This is a genomic window from Nocardia sp. CNS-044 (genome assembly GCF_059570515.1).
In genome coordinates, this window is sequence record NZ_JCANSX010000001.1 from 37,928 (window position 1) to 53,656 (window position 15,729).

Sequence of the window (15,729 nt, forward strand, 5' to 3'; positions counted from 1 at the left end):
CACCCATGCCGCTGACCCCCGTACCGGACTTGATCGCGGCCGCGAGACCCGGCGGCCTCGGCGCGTTCAACGTGATCACCCTGGAACACGCCGAGGCCATCGCCGCGGCCGCCGAGGACGCGGAACGTCCCGTGGTCATGCAGATTTCGGAGAACACCGTCCGCTATCACGGATCCCTCGCCCCGCTCGCGCTGGCGTGCCTACGGATCGCCGCGGACAGCTCCGCGTCCATCGCGGTGCACCTCGACCACGCCACTTCCACCGAACTCGTCACCGCCGCCGTCGAACTCGGCATCCGTTCGGTCATGTTCGACGCGTCCACACTCGACTACGCCGCCAACGTCGCCGCCACCGCCGAGGTCGCGCGCCGGTGTCGCGAGCGCGGCGTGTTCGTCGAGGCCGAACTGGGCGAGATCGGCGGCAAGGACGGCGCGCACGCTCCCGGTGTCCGCACCGACCCCGACGAGGCCGTCGAATTCGTCGCCGCGACGGGCGTCGACGCACTGGCCGTCGCGGTCGGTTCCGCCCACGCCATGCACGCCCGCACCGCCGAACTCGACCTCGAACTGATCGCCAAGCTGGCCGCGAAAGTCCCTGTGCCGCTGGTCCTGCACGGCTCGTCCGGCGTGCCGGACGACGGCCTGCGCGCCGCTGTCGAGCACGGTATGACGAAGGTCAACATCGCGACCCGGCTGAATGTGCTGATGACCGCGGCGGTCCGGTCCGCCGTCACGCGCGATGCCGCCCTGTCCGACCCGCGCAAGTATCTCGCTCCCGGCCGCGCCGCCGTGCGCGCGGAGGTCGAGCACTTCCTCCGTCTCCTCGCGGACCGACCACGCGACCCTCACCGGCACGGGCCGCCGAGGTAGGGCAGCCGACGAATACCGGCCGAGACCTCGAGCGCCAAATCCTGGTAGCCGAGCGCTAATTCGGCAAGGCGCTCCCAGTCGTCGTGCACTATCCAATCCGGTTCCGACACCAGCGAGGCGAAGGCGCGGGCGGAGAACTGGGCGAGGCGATCGATCACCATGCCGACGGATTCGGTGTGCATGTGCGCGCCGCCGTGCGCGGGCGGCAGCTCGGTGGCGACCCACCGATCGATGCCGAGCACCAGGTGCACTCGGCTCTGATCGATGTCCCCGGTCGCGTCGGCCTCGGTGCGCAGTCGCCGCACGTGCAACTCACCGAGCGTATGTGCGGATTGCAGAACCGGATGTTCCTCGCTCGGCTTGGCGCGAAACGCCTTGAGCACTTGCTTTTTCGATGGCAGTGGTTCCACCGCGCATTCCCCTGTTCGAATCGTGGTGCAGGACAACGCTCTTACCGGGCGTATCGCCCGAAACGCGGTAACGCTTTCTCCCAAGGCCTTTCGTTGACCGCGAGGCCGATGGCCTCCAGCGCGGTGAGCCCGACCCGCGCGGCCAGATCGTCCATCAAGGCGACGGTGTCCGCCGCCTGCATCGCGGCGACCGCTTGCTCGGTGGTGAACATCCGGCCGCGCAGATAGGACACCACCCAGGTGTCGTCACCGACCCGCCGCGCCTGATGCGGCGTCCGGTCACCGACCATCAAGCAGCTACCCACAACATGCACAGACATCCACCCCTCGATCCCGCCGGGCGGGACCGGCCGGAACATACCCGCGATGTGACATGAGACACAAGGAGGCTAGGTTAGCGTCGCGTTGTACGTCAAGTTGACAAAATGAAACGGCGTTGTGCGAGCCGGTCACCGCGGGGAGTACGGTCATCTCCACGCATCGCTAGAGCTGGAAGGACACCATCCAACGATGGCACCACTCTCGCCGACGGTCGCGCGTCGGGAACTGATGCTCCGCATCGGGCGGAGGCGTAAGCAGAACGACGTCAGCGTGTCCGCGATCGCCAAGGAGCTCGGCTTCTCCATCTCCTACTGGTCGAAAGTGGAGAAGGAACGCGTCCTGGCCGAATCCAAACTCGACGAGCTGATGAAGCTACTCGACTTCGACGCGGCCGAACGCGAAGAGCTGCACGAACTTCGCGACATCGCCAGGCAGCGCGGGTGGTGGACCAGCTATTCCGGCTTGCTCTCCGACGAGATCGGCCGCCTGTACGGACTCGAACACGGCGCCGACAGCGTGCGCACCTACGAAAGCATCCTGATCCCCGGCCTTTTGCAGACCGCCGACTACGCCCGCGCGCTGATCGCGAACGATCGCGCGCGGATTCGCCAGGTCGAGATCGACCGGCTGGTGGAGATCCGGCTGCGCCGCCAGCAGCGGCTGCAGGGCCCAGATCCGTTGCGCGTCACCGCGATCGTGAACGAGGCGGCGCTGACTCAGCAGATCGGCGGTCCCGAGGTCATGTTCGATCAGGTTCGCCACCTGACCGCGCTGCTCGAGGAGCACATGGAGACCATCGACCTGCGGATCATTCCGTTCGAGGCGACCGGCGGCGGCTTGCTCGGCGGCGCGACGTTCCACCTGCTGGGCTTCGACAAGTCGGTGCTGCCGGATGTCGCGTGGACCGAGACGCTGGTCCACCACGGCGTCATCGAGGACACCGAGCCGGTGCGGCATCTCAACACGTTGTTCGCCAACGCCCTGGCCGAACAAGCGCTTTCGCGCGAGGAATCGCTTGCCGCGTTGGAACGCAAGATGTCCGAGGCGCCCGGCCGGTAGCATCGCGCTATGAGCAGCGTGTCGTCAGCCGAGACGGGCTGGTTCAAGTCGTCGTATTCCAGCGATTCGGTGGCCTGCGTGCAGGTCAAGTTCGAGCCGGGGCGGGTGCTGATCCGGGATACCAAGTACCGGGGCGAGGCGAGTGCGCGGCCGATGCTCGCTTGCTCGCCCGCGGACTGGGCGGCGCTCACCGCGGGCATTCGCGCGGGCGAATTCGACAGCCCCTGAGTGCTTGTCGGCGCGGACACTCTTCGGCGGACCCGGTCGGCGCGAAGCTCTCCTCGGCGCGGATGCCGACCGGCGCGAGCCGGGTTCGGCGCGGATCGCGATCGGTGGGCACCCTGCTCAGGTCGAGTCCTGTTCGGCGGTCGGCCCACATTCCCCACCTAATCCTCCCTAGCAGGTGCTCCTGTGCGGAGACAGCACACGAGCAGCCCCTACCTTCCCGTTGCCGGTGCTGGTGCGGAGAACCCCAGCCATGAAAAAGCTCACCCGCTCCCACCCTCCCTAGCAGGTGCTCCTGTGCGGAGACGGCGCACGAGCAGCCCCTGTCTTCCCGTTGGCGGTGCTGGTGCGGAGAACCCCAGCCATGGAAGGCTCACCTGCTTCCGCCACTCGATGATGGCGTTCAGGAAAGGCGGCATCGCGGAACGCTTTTCGATTCAGTCGTCGGTCAGCGGTTCGGCGAGCGGCCAGCCGCCCGCCTCGAGCTGCGCGGCGACCCTGGCGACGTCGTGCTCGTCCGGCTGTTCCTTGGCGATCCTGGCGATCGCGGCCACGATGTCCTCGTGGCTGATCTCGGAGTCGGGATTGCCCGCTGCCAGTTCCTGGGCGACGGCGGCTACCTCGTAGTCGGTGAGATGGCGGTGCAGCACCGCGAACAGCGCGACGTAGTCCGACTGCGGGATGCCCTGCGGATATCCGGCGCGCAACCAGCCGAGGACGCGGCCGAGGACCTTGGGGCGTGAGCTTTGGGTGTGGTCGGTCAATGCAGCGCCCTTCAGGACTGTCCGAACAGGTGGATGCCGAACTTGGCGGCGAGAAACGCCTTCGCCGTGTAGAGGATCCCGGTGACGATCGCGACGACGATCAGCGCGAAACAGGCGTACGCGCCGGCCAGCGCCGGATAGTTCCGGCGGGCGACGCCGCCCTCGCCGTCGACGGTATCGGCGGCGGACCACAGCCGCACCCCGACGGCGAAGACGATCGGCAGCCCGGCGCCGAGCACCAGGGACACCGCGACCACCTTCCAGAGGGAGTTCAAATTCGTGACGAGCGTGTGCACGGTGGCTCCTCTACAGCTGGGCGGAACGGGTGGGCGGATGCGCCTGCGCCGGGGGTCCCGCGTTGCGCGGATCGGTGCCGAGCGCTTGATCCCCGCGCGGATCGTCGGTAGAGCGCGGTCCGTGGTCGGCCTTGGCAACGTCGGAGGCAGCCGTCGGCGTGTCGGAGGACCGATCCGCGTCGCCGCCCGGCCACTCGTTGACGTTGGTGGTGTCGACCGGGTTGCGCCGGGACCGCAGCCACATCAGCGCGGCAAGCACGATCAGGATCCCGAACACCACGAGGACGCCGGGCAGACCGCCGATGAAGTGCGCGATGGCCCAGCAGACCGCGCCGGCCAGACCCGCCATCGGCAGCGTGAGCAGCCACGCGACCACCATCCGTCCCATCACCGACCAGCGCACCTCGGCGCCCTTGCCGAGCCCGCTGCCGAGGATGGAGCCGGTGGCCGTCTGGGTGGTGGACAGCGGAAGGCCGAAGTGGGCGGAGGTCAGGATGATCGCGGCCGACGACGATTCGGCGGCCAGGCCCTGCGGCGAATCGATCTCGACCAGCCCCTTGCCGAGGGTGCGGATGATCCGCCAGCCGCCCAGGTAGGTGCCCGCGGCGATGGCCACGGCGCAGGCCGCCATCACCCACAGCGGCATCTCGTCGTTCTTGGTCAGCGTCCCGTGCGCGACCAGCGCGAGGAAGATGACGCCCATCGTCTTCTGCGCGTCGTTGGTGCCGTGCGCGAGGGAGACCAGCGAGGCCGAACCGATCTGGCCCCAGCGGAAGCCCTCCCTGACCTTGCCTTCCTCGGACTTCGCCGTGATCCGGTAGACAGCGCGGGTGCCGATCGCCGAGACCAGCGCGGCGACCACCGGGGCGAGCACGGCGGGCAGCACGATCTTGGTGAGCACGCCGTCGGAGCCGGACGCCCAGATCACCCCGCCCCAACCGAGGGAGGCGATGGTCGCGCCGATCAGACCGCCGAACAGCGCGTGCGAGGAACTCGACGGCAGGCCGAACAGCCAGGTCAACAGATTCCAGAGGATGCCGCCGACCAAACCGGCCAAGACGATGATCAGCAGATCGTGTCCGTCCACCGCACCCAGCTGCACGATGCCCTTGGCCACCGTGGCCGCCACCTCGACCGACAGGAACGCGCCGACCAGGTTCAGCACCGCCGAGAGCGCCACCGCGACCCGCGGCCGCAGCGCACCCGTCGCGATGGAGGTCGCCATCGCGTTGGCGGTGTCGTGGAAGCCGTTGGTGAAATCGAAAGCGAGTGCCGTGACGATGACGATCAGCAGAACCAGTAATTCGACGGTCACGCCTCCAGTGTGCGGCACCGCTCCCGCGGATTGCCATGCGGTAACCGCCTGCCGGACAGACTTCGGGGTGCGCTAGCGTGGACGCCCGAGGTGGCGCCCGGTGCGGTGCGAGGCTCGGTCACCTCGCATTCACGGCAGCAGGGCGCGGATGGTGTCGATGGTGTCGGCGTCGGCGGGGTTCTTGTCGGGGCGGTAGCGGACCACGCGGGCGAATCGGAGGGCGACGCCGCCGGGGTAGCGGGGGCTCACCTGGACGCCGTCGAGGGCGATCTCCACGACGAGTTCGGGCCAGAGGTAGACGGTGTGCTGGTCGCGGGAGCGTTCGTGGCGGGGGAACTCGGCGGTCTGCCATTGCAGCAGCGCGTCGGTGAGGCCTTTGAAGGTCTTGCCGACCATGACCGGTTCGCCGGTCGCCGGATCGCGCGCGCCGAGGTGCAGGTTCGACAGGTAGCCGGTGCGGCGGCCGTAGCCCCATTCCGCGCCGAGCACGATCAAATCCATGGTGTGCGTCGGCTTGATCTTCAACCAGGCGCGGCCACGGCGGCCCGCGGCGTACGGCGCGGACAACGACTTGACCATCACGCCCTCGTGCCCGGCGGCGAGCGAGCCGTCGAAGTATTCGGCGGCGGCCTCGGGGTCGGGGCGGATCAGCGCGGGGATGGTGTGCTCGCCCGCCACCTGTAGCAGCGCGGCGCGCCGTTCCGAGAGCGGGGCGTCGAGCAGGTCCTGGCCGTCCAGGTGCAGGCAGTCGAAGAAGTACGGGTGCAGCAGCAGTTCTCTGGTCGAGCTCACCGCCGGAACGAGCGGACCCGCGGACGCGCCGGGCGGCAGCTTCGCCTCCTCGCCGGGCTCGGCCGTGGCGAAGCGGCTCATGGTCTCCTGGAACGGACGCGGCCGCCCGGAATCGGTGAGCGCCAGCGTCTCTCCGTCCAGCACGACGCTGCCGCACCGCAGCCCGGCCACCAGCCGGACCAGTTCGGGCACGCCGGAGGTGATGTCGCGCAGAGTCCTGGTGAAGACGCGGACCTCGTCGCCGTCGCGGTGGACCTGGATGCGCGCGCCGTCCAGCTTGTGCTCGACGCTGACCTCGCCGTCGAACTCGTCCATCGCCTCGTCGAGCGCGGAACCCGGCGAGGCGAGCATCGGCTGGATCGGCCTGCCCACCTCGAGCCTGAACGCGGCGAGCGCCGCCGAACCGCCGGTGAGCGCGGCGGCGGCGGTGACGGGCAGCTGCCCGGAGAGCATGTACGCGCGCCGGACCTGCTCGACCGGCACCGCGGCGGCCACCGCGACCGCCTCGGCGACGAGCGCGGTCAGCGCGCCCTGCCGGAGCTCCCCGGTGAGCAGGCGCAGCAGGAACGACTGCTCGGCCGAGGTCGCGGCGCTCCAGAGCGCGGTCAGCAGTTCTTTGCGCCGGTTGGCCGAGCCCTTTCCGGCGACGGTGGCCAGTTCGTCGAACACCTTGTCGACCGCCGGAACCGACAGTGTCGCAACGGGAGACGGCGTGCCTTCCAGCCCGGTGATGGTGCGCCATCCGGTGCCGATGCGACCCTGGCGCAGCTCACCGGAAACCCACGCCACCACGGGCGTGAGTTCCTCCGGCGCGGCCGCGCCGAGCAGTTCGGCGAGCGCGGCGATCTTCGTCTTTCGGGACCTTGTCGCGCGAACGGTCTCCGACGTCTGCACGACTTCCGAGAACAGCACCCCTCGACGGTAACCCGAGGCTGTGACATATAGCTCAGCTGCCCTGTTAATTTCCCATTGGCAGGGCTGCGAAAATCCCCATAAACTGGACATATGGCCAAGACTTATGTCGGCGCGCGGCTTCGTCAGCTGCGTACCGAACGTGGGCTGAGCCAGGTCTCGCTCGCGCAGAAGCTGGAGATCTCGGCCAGCTACCTGAACCAGATCGAACACGACGTGCGCCCGCTCACCGTGCCGGTGCTGCTGAAGATCAGCGAAGTGTTCGGTGTGGACGCGACCTTCTTCTCCTCCGCCGACGACACCCGGCTCATCGCCGAGCTGCAAGAGGTCGTCATGGATCAGGAACTCGGCATCGAGGCCGACACCCAGGAGATCGCCGACATGGTCTCGGCGCACCCGAGCATCGCCCGCGCGATGGTCGCCATGCACAACCGGTATCGCAACACCAGCGCCCAGCTCGCGGCCGCCACCGAGGACCGCTTCGCCGACGGCGCGGGCAGCGCGACCATCAGCAAGCCGCACGAGGAAGTGCGCGACTACTTCTATCAGCGACAGAACTACATCCACGAATTGGACACAGCCGCAGAGGAACTCACGGCCCGCATCCGTTTCCACGGCGGCGACGTGCCCAGCGAGATCGCGCGCAGGCTGCGCTCGCACGACGTGAAGATCGTGGAGCGCATCGATCTCGGCGAGGGCGTGCTGCACCGCTACGACACCGAGTCGCGGGTGCTGGAGATCGCGCCGCACCTGTCCGGCGGCCAGCGCACGTTCAAGCTCGCCGCCGAGCTCGCCTACTTCGAATGCGGCGATCTGCTCGAAAAGCTGGTCGAAGAGGGCAATTTCGCGTCCGAGGACACCCGCAAGCTGGCCATGCTCGGTCTCGCCAACTATTTCGCCGCGGCGACGGTCTTGCCATACTCGCACTTTCACGAGGTGGCGGAGGACTACCGCTACGACATCGAGCGGCTCTCGGCGTCCTTCAGCCAGAGCTACGAGACGATCTGCCATCGGCTGTCGACCCTGCAACGGCCCAAGCTGCGCGGCGTCCCGTTCTCCTTCGTCCGGGTCGACCGCGCGGGCAACATGTCGAAGCGTCAGTCCGCCACCGGTTTTCACTTCTCCTCCAGCGGCGGCACCTGCCCGCTGTGGAACGTGTACGAGACCTTCGCCTATCCCGGCAAGATCATGACCCAGATCGCGCAGATGCCCGACGGGCGCAAGTACCTCTGGGTCGCCCGGACCGTCGAGCGCCGCGCCACGCACTACGGCCAGCCGAGCAAGACCTTCGCCATCGGCCTCGGTTGCGAGCTGCGCCATGCGGGCCGGGTCGTCTACGCCGACGGCATCGACCTCGACGTGGTGCAGCCGACGCCCATCGGCGCCGGCTGCCGCGTCTGCGAGCGCGCCAACTGTCCCCAGCGCGCCTTCCCTCCGCTCGGCAAGGTTCTCGACATCAGCGAGCACCGCAGCTCGGTGTCGCCGTACGTGCTGAAGTGAATTCCGCGCTCGCGGTGCCGGTCGGTGTCATCGTGGCAGGACAGTGACCACGCAGACCACCACCCTCAGAACGCCGCCTCGTCCAACTCCATGATGTCGTTGTCGATCCCAGCCAACACCTTCCGCGTAGCCGTCAACTGCGGCAACACGTTCCGCGCGAAGAACTTCGCGACCGCGACCTTCCCGGAATAGAACGCCCGATCCTTACCGTCCGCACCCTCGCCCAACGCCGCGGCGGCGATCTCCGCCTGCGCCAACAGCCGCCACCCGATGAGCAGGTCACCGACCGCGAGCAGGAACCGCACGGAACCCAGCCCCACCTTGTACAGCTCGGCGGGCGACTGCTGGGCCGCCATCACGAATCCGGTGAGTGTCGCCGCCATCGCCTGCACGTCGGCCTGGGCGGTGCGCAGCAGTTCCCGTTCGGTATCGAAGCGTCCGGTCGGGGCGGCGAGGAAGGCGGTGATCTGGCCGTCGACGTGGGCCAGCGCAGCGCCCTTGTCCCGAATGATCTTGCGGAAGAAGAAGTCCTGCGCCTGGATGGCGGTGGTGCCCTCGTACAGCGAGTCGATCTTGGCGTCGCGAATGTACTGCTCGACGGGGTAGTCCTGGAGGTAGCCCGAACCGCCCAGTGTCTGAAGGGATTCCGTCAGCAACTGGTAGGCGCGCTCGGAGCCGACGCCCTTCACGATGGGCAGCAGCAGATCGTCCACGCGGTGCGCCAGTTCGGCATCGGCACCTGAAACATGCTGCGCCACATCGGCGTTCTGATGCGCGGCGGTGTAGAGATACACCGAGCGCAGCCCCTCGGCGTACGCCTTCTGCATCGCCAGCGAGCGGCGCACGTCCGGGTGGTGCGTAATGGTGACGCGCGGGGCCGCCTTGTCCGACATCTGGGTGAGGTCCGCGCCCTGCACGCGCTCCTTGGCGTAGGCGAGGGCGTTCAGGTAACCCGTCGAGAGGGTGCCGGAGGACTTGACGCCGACCATCATCCGGGCGTTCTCGATCACCTGGAACATCTGCGCGATGCCGTTGTGCACGTCGCCGACCAGCCAGCCCTTGGCCGGAACCGGGCCGCCGCCGAAGGTCAGCTCACAGGTCGGGGAGGACTTCAGGCCCATTTTGTGCTCGACGCCGGTCACGTAGACGCCGTTGCGGTCGCCCAGCTCCAGCGTCTCGTGGTCGAACAGGAACTTCGGCACGTAGAACAGCGACAGCCCCTTGGTGCCGGGGCCCGCGCCCTCCGGGCGGGCGAGCACCAGGTGGAAGACGTTCTCGGCGGTGTCGCCGACGTCGCCGCCCGAGATGAACCGCTTGACGCCCTCGATGTGCCAGGAGCCGTCCTCCTGCGCGATCGCCTTGGTGCGGCCCGCGCCGACATCCGAGCCCGCGTCCGGCTCGGTCAGCACCATGGTGCCCTGCCAGCCCTTCTCGTAACCGACCGTGGCCCAGTGCTTTTGCTGCTCGTTGCCGACGTTGAACAGCACCGCCGACATCACCGAGCCCATGCTGAAGAAGCTGGCCGACGGGTTGGCGCAGGTGATCATCTCGTTGACCGCCCAGACCACCGCGTTGGGCGCGGGCGTGCCGCCCATGCCCTCCGGCATGCCCAGCCTGCCCCAGTCGGCGTCGCGCACCGCCGCGACCGTCTTGCGCAACGGCTCGGGTACGGAGATCTCGAAGGTGCTCGGGTCGTAGACGACTGGCTCGCGGTCGGCCGCCGCGAAGGAGTCCGCGATCGGGCCCTCGGCGAGGCGCTTCACCTCGGCGAGGATTTCCCGCACGGTATCGGAGTCGAGGTCGCCGTAGGCGCCGGTATCGAGGAGTTTGTCCAGGCCCAGCACCTCGAAAAGGTTGAATTCGATGTCACGCACGTTCGCCTTGTAGTGCCCCACCTGGTCCTCCTCGACTCGCGGCCGTGGCCCGCCGCCACGACGCTCCGGCGCTTCTGACGATGTACAAATCGCAGCCTGCCGCACCGGGAATCGGCTACGCAACCGTAGGGAAGATCGGACCGGAACAGCCGCCGACGACCAGGCGAAGTCGCGCGGCCGGGTACCCGACCGTAGACGTAGCTACGGACCAACTACGGACCTCACGCCGGTTCACCGATCGATAGCCGAAAAGGTTTCACACGCCGGAAACATCGGCAACGGACTCGTCACCGAGAGATATTCCGGCGCAACAACTTCTGTCTACTCTTCGCACCACGAATATGCGGTTGTATACACCCCGGTCGACAGCGTTGACCGGGGCAAATACGGCGTATTCGCGTGCGGCGCGGCCAGCGCCGCCGAACACCTGATGAAGTGAGAGGGTCCCGCCCCATGTCAGATTCCTGTGCCGCTCATCGGCATCGTTCCCGCCTGACCAGAGCGCTCGTCGCGCCGACCGCGCTGGCGCTCGCCGGCCTGTTGCTGACCGCCTGCGGCGCCAAGGACGACGCGACGACCGGCTCCAGCGCCGCCTCCTGCGTCGACACCTCCACCGACACCATCAAGGTCGGTTCCCTGCACTCGCTGTCGGGCACCATGGCCATCTCCGAGGTCACCGTCGCCAACTCCACCAAGCTGGCCGTCGACCAGATCAACGCCGCGGGCGGCGTGCTCGGCAAGAAGATCCAGCTGGTGCTCGAGGACGGCGCCTCGGACCCGAAGACGTTCGCGGAGAAGGCCGAGAAGCTCATCAGCTCCGACTGCGTCGCCGCGGTGTTCGGCGGCTGGACCTCGTCCAGCCGAAAAGCCATGAAGCCCAAGTTCGAAAGCCTGAACTCGCTGCTCTACTACCCGGTCCAGTACGAGGGCCTGGAGGACAGCAAGAACATCTTCTACACCGGCGCGACCACCAACCAGCAGATCGTGCCCGCGCTGGACTACCTGAAGCAGAAGGGCATCACGTCCCTCTACCTGGTCGGCTCCGACTACGTCTTCCCGCAGACCGCCAACCGCGAGATCAAGGCCTACGCCGCGGCCAACGGCATCGAGATCAAGGGCGAGGACTACACCCCGCTGGGCTCCACCGACTTCTCGACCATCGTGAACAAGGTGCGAAACGCCAAGGCGGGCGCGGTGTTCAACACCCTCAACGGTGATTCCAACGTCGCGTTCTTCCGCGAGTACACCAACGCGGGCCTGAAAGCCGCCGAGATGCCGGTGGTTTCGGTGTCCATCGCCGAGGAAGAGGTCGCGGGCATCGGCGCGCAGAACATCGCGGGCCAGCTGACCGCGTGGAACTACTACCAGACCGTCGACTCTCCGCAGAACAAGGCGTTCGTCGACGCGTACAAGGCCGCCTTCGGCGCGGACAAGCCCACCTCGGACCCGATGGAGGCCGCCTACGCCTCGGTCTACCTGTGGAAGAACACCGTCGAGAAGGCCAACTCGTTCAAGACCGAGGACATCCAGGCCGCGGCCGACGGCGTCAGCTTCGACGCGCCGGAAGGTCTGGTCACCATCGACGGCTCCAACCACCACATCACCAAGACCGCGCGCATCGGCGAGATCCGCGCCGACGGCCTGATCTACACGGTCTGGGACTCCGGCAAGCCCATCCAGCCGGACCCGTACCTGAAGTCCTACGACTGGGCCAAAGGCCTGTGACAACTGTTCGTCCGTTCGACGCGGGACGGCCGGTTCGCCGGCCGTCCCGTATCGGCCTGCTATCGAGGTGACTACTGATGGACGTGTTGATCGGCCAGCTCTTCACGGGGTTGAGCCTGGGATCGATTCTTTTGCTCGCCGCCCTCGGCCTCTCGCTCACCTTCGGCCAGATGGGCGTGATCAACATGGCGCACGGCGAATTCATCATGGCCGGCTGCTACACCACCTACGTCGTGCAGAAGGTGATCTCCTCGGCGGGCGTCTCGCTGCTGGTGTCGCTGGTGATCGGGTTCCTGGTCGGCGGCGCGCTCGGCGCGGCGCTGGAGATGGGCCTGATCCGCTGGATGTACGACCGCCCGCTGGACACCCTGCTCGTCACCTTCGGCGTCGGCCTGGTGTTGCAGCAGTTCGCCCGTGACATCTTCGGCGCTCCCGCCAAGAACGTGCTCGCGCCGGAGTGGCTCAGCGGCGGCGTCACCATCTTGGGCGCGGTCGTGCCCAAGACGCGCATCTTCATCCTGGTGCTCGCGGTACTCGCGGTGACCGTGTTGGCGATCGTGCTGAAGGCGACGCCGCTCGGCAGGCGCATCCGCGCGGTCGTGCAGAACCGCGGGCTGGCCGAAACAAGCGGCGTCTCCAGCCGTTTCACCGATATCAGCACCTTCTTCATCGGCTCCGGCCTCGCGGGCGTGGCGGGCGTCGCGCTGACGTTGATCGGTTCGACGAGTCCGACCATCGGCCAGAGCTATCTGATCGACGCGTTCCTCGTCGTGGTGATCGGCGGCCTCGGCCAGATCAAGGGCACCGTGATCGCGGCCTTCGCGCTCGGGCTGCTCAATTCCTACATCGAATACGAGACCACCGCGTCCATCGCGAAAGTCGTCGTCTTCGTGCTGATCGTGATCTTCCTTCAGGTCCGTCCACAGGGCCTGTTCACCGTCCGGACAAGGAGTTTGGCATGACCACGCTGATCGGACGCGTGCGTGAGCACTCCTCGCTGACCGCGCTCGGCGGTTTCGCCGTCGCCGCGATCCTGCTGTTCGCGGTGGCCCCCGCGGTGCTCAGCGACTTCCGGCTGAACCTGCTCGCGAAGTTCCTGTGCTTCGCCATCGTGGCGGCGGGCATCGGCCTGGCGTGGGGGCGCGGCGGCATGCTGACCCTCGGCCAAGGCGTGTTCTTCGGCATCGGCGCGTACCTGATGGCGATGCACTTGCAGATGGCCGACGCCGCCCGGCTCGGCAACGACGTTCCGGAGTTCATGGAGATCGCGGGCATTCGCGAATTGCCGGGATTCTGGCAGCCTTTCGGGTCGGCGCCGGTGGCGATCCTCGCGATACTCGTGCTGCCCGCGCTGGTCGCGGCACTGCTCGGCTACGGCGTGTTCAAGCGCCGGGTCAAGGGCGCCTACTTCGCGATCCTGAGCCAGGCGCTGGCCGCGGCGCTCGCCATCCTGCTCACCGGGCAGCAGGCGCTCGGCGGGTTCACCGGACTCTCGGATTTCCGCGCCTTCTTCGGCTTCAAGCTCTCCGACCCGGTCAACCGGCAGATGCTGTTCTTCATCGCGGCGGGCACGCTGCTCGTCGTGGTCGCGCTGGTGCGCCAGCTGATGCACAGCCGCTACGGCGAACTGCTCGTCGCGGTGCGCGACCAGGAGGAGCGGGTGCGCTTCCTCGGATACGACCCGGCCAACATCAAGATCGTCGCGTACGTCGTCGCCGCCTTCTTCGCGGGCATCGCGGGCGCGCTTTTCACGCCGATCGTCGGCATCATCTCCCCCGCAGACATCGGCGTGGTGCCCTCCATCGCGTTCCTGATCGGCGTCGCCATCGGCGGCCGCACCACCCTGCTCGGTCCGGTGCTCGGCGCGATCGGCGTCGCGTGGGCGCAGACCGCCTTCTCCGAACAGTTCCCCTCCGGCTGGACCTACTTGCAGGGTGTGCTGTTCATCGTCGTCGTCGGGTTCATCCCGGCGGGGCTCGCGGGCGTATGGCCGATGCTGAAAGGGCTGGCGGAGAGCAGGTTTCGACGCGGCGGCTCGAGCGTTCCGGTCGTGGTGCGCGAGACCGCGCCGCCCGAGGACGCCCCCGTCCGACAGCAGGTCGCCGAGGAGAAGGTGGAATCCCGATGACAACCGAACCCAAGCTCGGCGGCAACGCGGGCATGGACAGCGAGTACCTCGAAATCCGCGGCCTCTGCGTGAGTTTCGACGGATTCAAAGCGGTGACCGACGTGGATCTGACGGTCCTGCAAGGTGACCTGCGCTTCCTGATCGGCCCCAACGGCGCGGGCAAGACCACGCTCATCGACGCCATCACCGGCCTGGTCCCGGCGACGGGTTCCGCGCAGAAGTCCGGGACCGAACTGCTCGGCAAGAAGGTGCACCAGATCGCCCGCCTCGGCGTCGGGCGCACCTTCCAGACGGCCAGCGTGTTCGAGCAGCTGAGCGTCTTGCAGAACCTGGATATCGCGGCGGGCGCGGGCCGTTCGCCGCTGTCGCTGCTGCGCAGGCGCAAGTCGGTGCTGCCGAGTATCGAAGAGGCGCTGGAGACCACCGGTCTCACGGCGCTGCGCGACAAACCGGCGGGCCTGCTCGCGCACGGCCAGAAGCAGTGGCTGGAGATCGGCATGCTGCTTGTGCAGAACGCCGCGGTGCTGTTGCTCGACGAACCGGTCGCGGGCATGAGCGCCGAGGAGCGCGAGGAGACGGGAAACCTGTTGCGCCGTATCGGCGCCGAGCGCGTCGTGGTCGTCGTCGAGCACGACATGGAGTTCATGCGCTCGTTCGCCACCTCGGTGACCGTCCTCGCGGGCGGCCGGGTGCTCAGCGAGGGAACGGTCGAGCAGGTGCAGGCCGATCCGAAGGTGCAGGAGGTCTACCTCGGCACCGCGGCGGCCATCGGCACCGAACTCGAAGACGAAACCACCGCGCACAACGCCGAAACACGAGCGCAGAACAAGGAGTCCGCCGATGCTTGAACTGGTCGACGTCCACTCCGGCTACGGCCGGACCGAGGTGATTCACGGTGTGTCGCTGACAGTTCCGGACGACAGCGTGGTCGCGATCATGGGGCACAACGGCGCGGGCAAGACGACATTGCTGCGCACCGCGGTCGGGTTGGTCGCCACGAAGTCCGGGCGGATCACCTTCGACGGCGACGTGATCACCAAGCTCTCGCCCTCGCGCCGGGTCAAGCGCGGCATCGCGTATGTGCCGCAGGGCCAGCAGAGTTTTCCGCAGCTCACCACCGCGGAGAACCTGCAAGTGGTGGCCGACGGACGCAAGCGGGGCAAGGCGCTGATCGACGAGTCGCTGGATCTGTTCCCGGCGCTGCGTGAGTTGCTGAGCCGCAAGGCGGGTCTGCTCTCCGGCGGCCAGCGTCAGCAGCTCTCCATCGCGCGAGCGCTGATCACCGAGCCCAAGCTGCTCATCCTGGACGAGCCGACCGAGGGCATCCAGCCGTCGGTGGTAGCCGAGATCGAGCGCACCATCGTCGAATTGACGGGTCGCGGCGGGTTGAGCGTGCTGCTCGTCGAGCAGCACATCGGTTTCGCGCTCCAGGCGGCACAGCGGTATCACGTGCTGCAATCCGGCCACGTCACCTCGACCGGCGCGGGCGGGGCGGGTGCGGAGACCGAAGTCCGTGCGGCGATGGCGATCTGAGCTGGT

At 67.7% G+C, this 15,729-nt stretch carries 16 protein-coding genes; 9 read left to right on the forward strand and 7 right to left on the reverse strand.

Annotated elements, in window-relative coordinates; all coding sequences use genetic code 11:
* Window positions 1-5 precede the first annotated feature (5 nt).
* A complete protein-coding gene (locus T333_RS00180; RefSeq protein ID WP_496423349.1) occupies window positions 6-869 on the forward strand; it encodes a class II fructose-bisphosphate aldolase in 864 nt (287 codons plus the stop codon).
* Here T333_RS00180 and T333_RS00185 read toward each other — a convergent pair.
* Both T333_RS00185 and T333_RS00190 read right to left on the reverse strand, forming a co-directional pair.
* Window positions 845-1,279, reverse strand: a complete 435-nt coding sequence (locus tag T333_RS00185) for a DUF4254 domain-containing protein (protein WP_141808485.1) — start codon at window positions 1,277-1,279, stop codon at window positions 845-847. The genes T333_RS00180 and T333_RS00185 overlap by 25 nt on opposite strands.
* A 41-nt stretch (window positions 1,280-1,320) precedes the next feature.
* Entirely contained in the window at window positions 1,321-1,599 is a 279-nt protein-coding gene (locus tag T333_RS00190; RefSeq protein ID WP_357254370.1) for a hypothetical protein, read from the reverse strand.
* Between the two features lie 190 nt (window positions 1,600-1,789).
* Between T333_RS00190 and T333_RS00195 the strand changes: the two genes are divergently transcribed.
* Both T333_RS00195 and T333_RS00200 read left to right on the forward strand, forming a co-directional pair.
* Window positions 1,790-2,659 carry a helix-turn-helix domain-containing protein gene (locus T333_RS00195; protein WP_354998758.1) on the forward strand — a complete coding sequence of 290 codons (870 nt, stop codon included), beginning with the start codon at window positions 1,790-1,792 and terminating at the stop codon, window positions 2,657-2,659.
* 9 nt (window positions 2,660-2,668) lie between these two features.
* Window positions 2,669-2,887, forward strand: a complete 219-nt coding sequence (locus T333_RS00200) for a DUF397 domain-containing protein (RefSeq protein ID WP_354998757.1) — start codon at window positions 2,669-2,671, stop codon at window positions 2,885-2,887.
* Between the two features lie 434 nt (window positions 2,888-3,321).
* Here T333_RS00200 and T333_RS00205 read toward each other — a convergent pair whose 3' ends face one another.
* The 4 genes from T333_RS00205 to T333_RS00220 form a co-directional block, all read right to left on the reverse strand.
* Window positions 3,322-3,648: a DUF3349 domain-containing protein gene (locus tag T333_RS00205; RefSeq protein WP_357254374.1), complete on the reverse strand. Its 327-nt coding sequence runs from the start codon at window positions 3,646-3,648 to the stop codon at window positions 3,322-3,324.
* A gap of 11 nt (window positions 3,649-3,659) precedes the next feature.
* A complete protein-coding gene (locus tag T333_RS00210) occupies window positions 3,660-3,944 on the reverse strand; it encodes a hypothetical protein (RefSeq protein WP_097245304.1) in 285 nt (94 codons plus the stop codon).
* 10 nt (window positions 3,945-3,954) lie between these two features.
* The gene (locus T333_RS00215) at window positions 3,955-5,259 is read right to left on the reverse strand and encodes an inorganic phosphate transporter (RefSeq protein ID WP_357254376.1); all 1,305 of its coding nucleotides are present in this window, start codon (window positions 5,257-5,259) and stop codon (window positions 3,955-3,957) included.
* A gap of 129 nt (window positions 5,260-5,388) precedes the next feature.
* The gene (locus T333_RS00220; protein ID WP_496423350.1) at window positions 5,389-6,963 is read right to left on the reverse strand and encodes an ATP-dependent DNA ligase; all 1,575 of its coding nucleotides are present in this window, start codon (window positions 6,961-6,963) and stop codon (window positions 5,389-5,391) included.
* Between the two features lie 93 nt (window positions 6,964-7,056).
* On the opposite strand from T333_RS00220, the gene ramB reads away from it, so the two are divergent.
* Entirely contained in the window at window positions 7,057-8,463 is a 1,407-nt protein-coding gene (ramB, locus tag T333_RS00225) for an acetate metabolism transcriptional regulator RamB (protein ID WP_354998752.1), read from the forward strand.
* 65 nt (window positions 8,464-8,528) lie between these two features.
* Here the strand turns inward: ramB and T333_RS00230 are convergent, their stop codons facing one another.
* Window positions 8,529-10,358, reverse strand: coding sequence for an acyl-CoA dehydrogenase (locus tag T333_RS00230; RefSeq protein WP_496423351.1), 1,830 nt, complete (start codon window positions 10,356-10,358; stop codon window positions 8,529-8,531).
* Window positions 10,359-10,790: 432 nt separating this feature from the next.
* Here T333_RS00230 and urtA point away from each other — a divergent pair, with 432 nt between their 5' ends.
* The 5 genes from urtA (at window position 10,791) to urtE (ending at window position 15,723) form a co-directional block, all read left to right on the forward strand.
* A complete protein-coding gene (urtA, locus tag T333_RS00235; RefSeq protein WP_357254382.1) occupies window positions 10,791-12,062 on the forward strand; it encodes an urea ABC transporter substrate-binding protein in 1,272 nt (423 codons plus the stop codon).
* Between the two features lie 77 nt (window positions 12,063-12,139).
* The gene (urtB, locus tag T333_RS00240; RefSeq protein WP_354998749.1) at window positions 12,140-13,024 is read left to right on the forward strand and encodes an urea ABC transporter permease subunit UrtB; all 885 of its coding nucleotides are present in this window, start codon (window positions 12,140-12,142) and stop codon (window positions 13,022-13,024) included.
* On the forward strand, window positions 13,021-14,190 hold the full coding sequence (gene urtC, locus T333_RS00245; RefSeq protein WP_496423352.1) for an urea ABC transporter permease subunit UrtC: 1,170 nt from the start codon (window positions 13,021-13,023) through the stop codon (window positions 14,188-14,190). Before urtB ends, urtC begins: the two co-directional genes overlap by 4 nt.
* Window positions 14,187-15,038 carry an urea ABC transporter ATP-binding protein UrtD gene (gene urtD, locus T333_RS00250; RefSeq protein WP_354998747.1) on the forward strand — a complete coding sequence of 284 codons (852 nt, stop codon included), beginning with the start codon at window positions 14,187-14,189 and terminating at the stop codon, window positions 15,036-15,038. Before urtC ends, urtD begins: the two co-directional genes overlap by 4 nt.
* Window positions 15,031-15,723 carry an urea ABC transporter ATP-binding subunit UrtE gene (gene urtE, locus T333_RS00255; RefSeq protein ID WP_496423353.1) on the forward strand — a complete coding sequence of 231 codons (693 nt, stop codon included), beginning with the start codon at window positions 15,031-15,033 and terminating at the stop codon, window positions 15,721-15,723. Before urtD ends, urtE begins: the two co-directional genes overlap by 8 nt.
* The last annotated feature ends 6 nt before the right edge of the window (window positions 15,724-15,729 follow it).

Excerpts from the sequence above, each read along its gene's own strand:
- T333_RS00180 (WP_496423349.1), top strand. The coding sequence starts at position 6 with ATGCCGCTGACCCCCGTACCGGACTTGATCGCGGCCGCGAGACCCGGC.
- T333_RS00190 (WP_357254370.1), bottom strand. The coding sequence starts at position 1,599 with ATGTCTGTGCATGTTGTGGGTAGCTGCTTGATGGTCGGTGACCGGACG.
- T333_RS00195 (WP_354998758.1), top strand. The coding sequence starts at position 1,790 with ATGGCACCACTCTCGCCGACGGTCGCGCGTCGGGAACTGATGCTCCGC.
- T333_RS00200 (WP_354998757.1), top strand. The coding sequence starts at position 2,669 with ATGAGCAGCGTGTCGTCAGCCGAGACGGGCTGGTTCAAGTCGTCGTAT.
- ramB (WP_354998752.1), top strand. The coding sequence starts at position 7,057 with ATGGCCAAGACTTATGTCGGCGCGCGGCTTCGTCAGCTGCGTACCGAA.
- urtA (WP_357254382.1), top strand. The coding sequence starts at position 10,791 with ATGTCAGATTCCTGTGCCGCTCATCGGCATCGTTCCCGCCTGACCAGA.
- urtB (WP_354998749.1), top strand. The coding sequence starts at position 12,140 with ATGGACGTGTTGATCGGCCAGCTCTTCACGGGGTTGAGCCTGGGATCG.
- urtC (WP_496423352.1), top strand. The coding sequence starts at position 13,021 with ATGACCACGCTGATCGGACGCGTGCGTGAGCACTCCTCGCTGACCGCG.
- urtD (WP_354998747.1), top strand. The coding sequence starts at position 14,187 with ATGACAACCGAACCCAAGCTCGGCGGCAACGCGGGCATGGACAGCGAG.
- urtE (WP_496423353.1), top strand. The coding sequence starts at position 15,031 with ATGCTTGAACTGGTCGACGTCCACTCCGGCTACGGCCGGACCGAGGTG.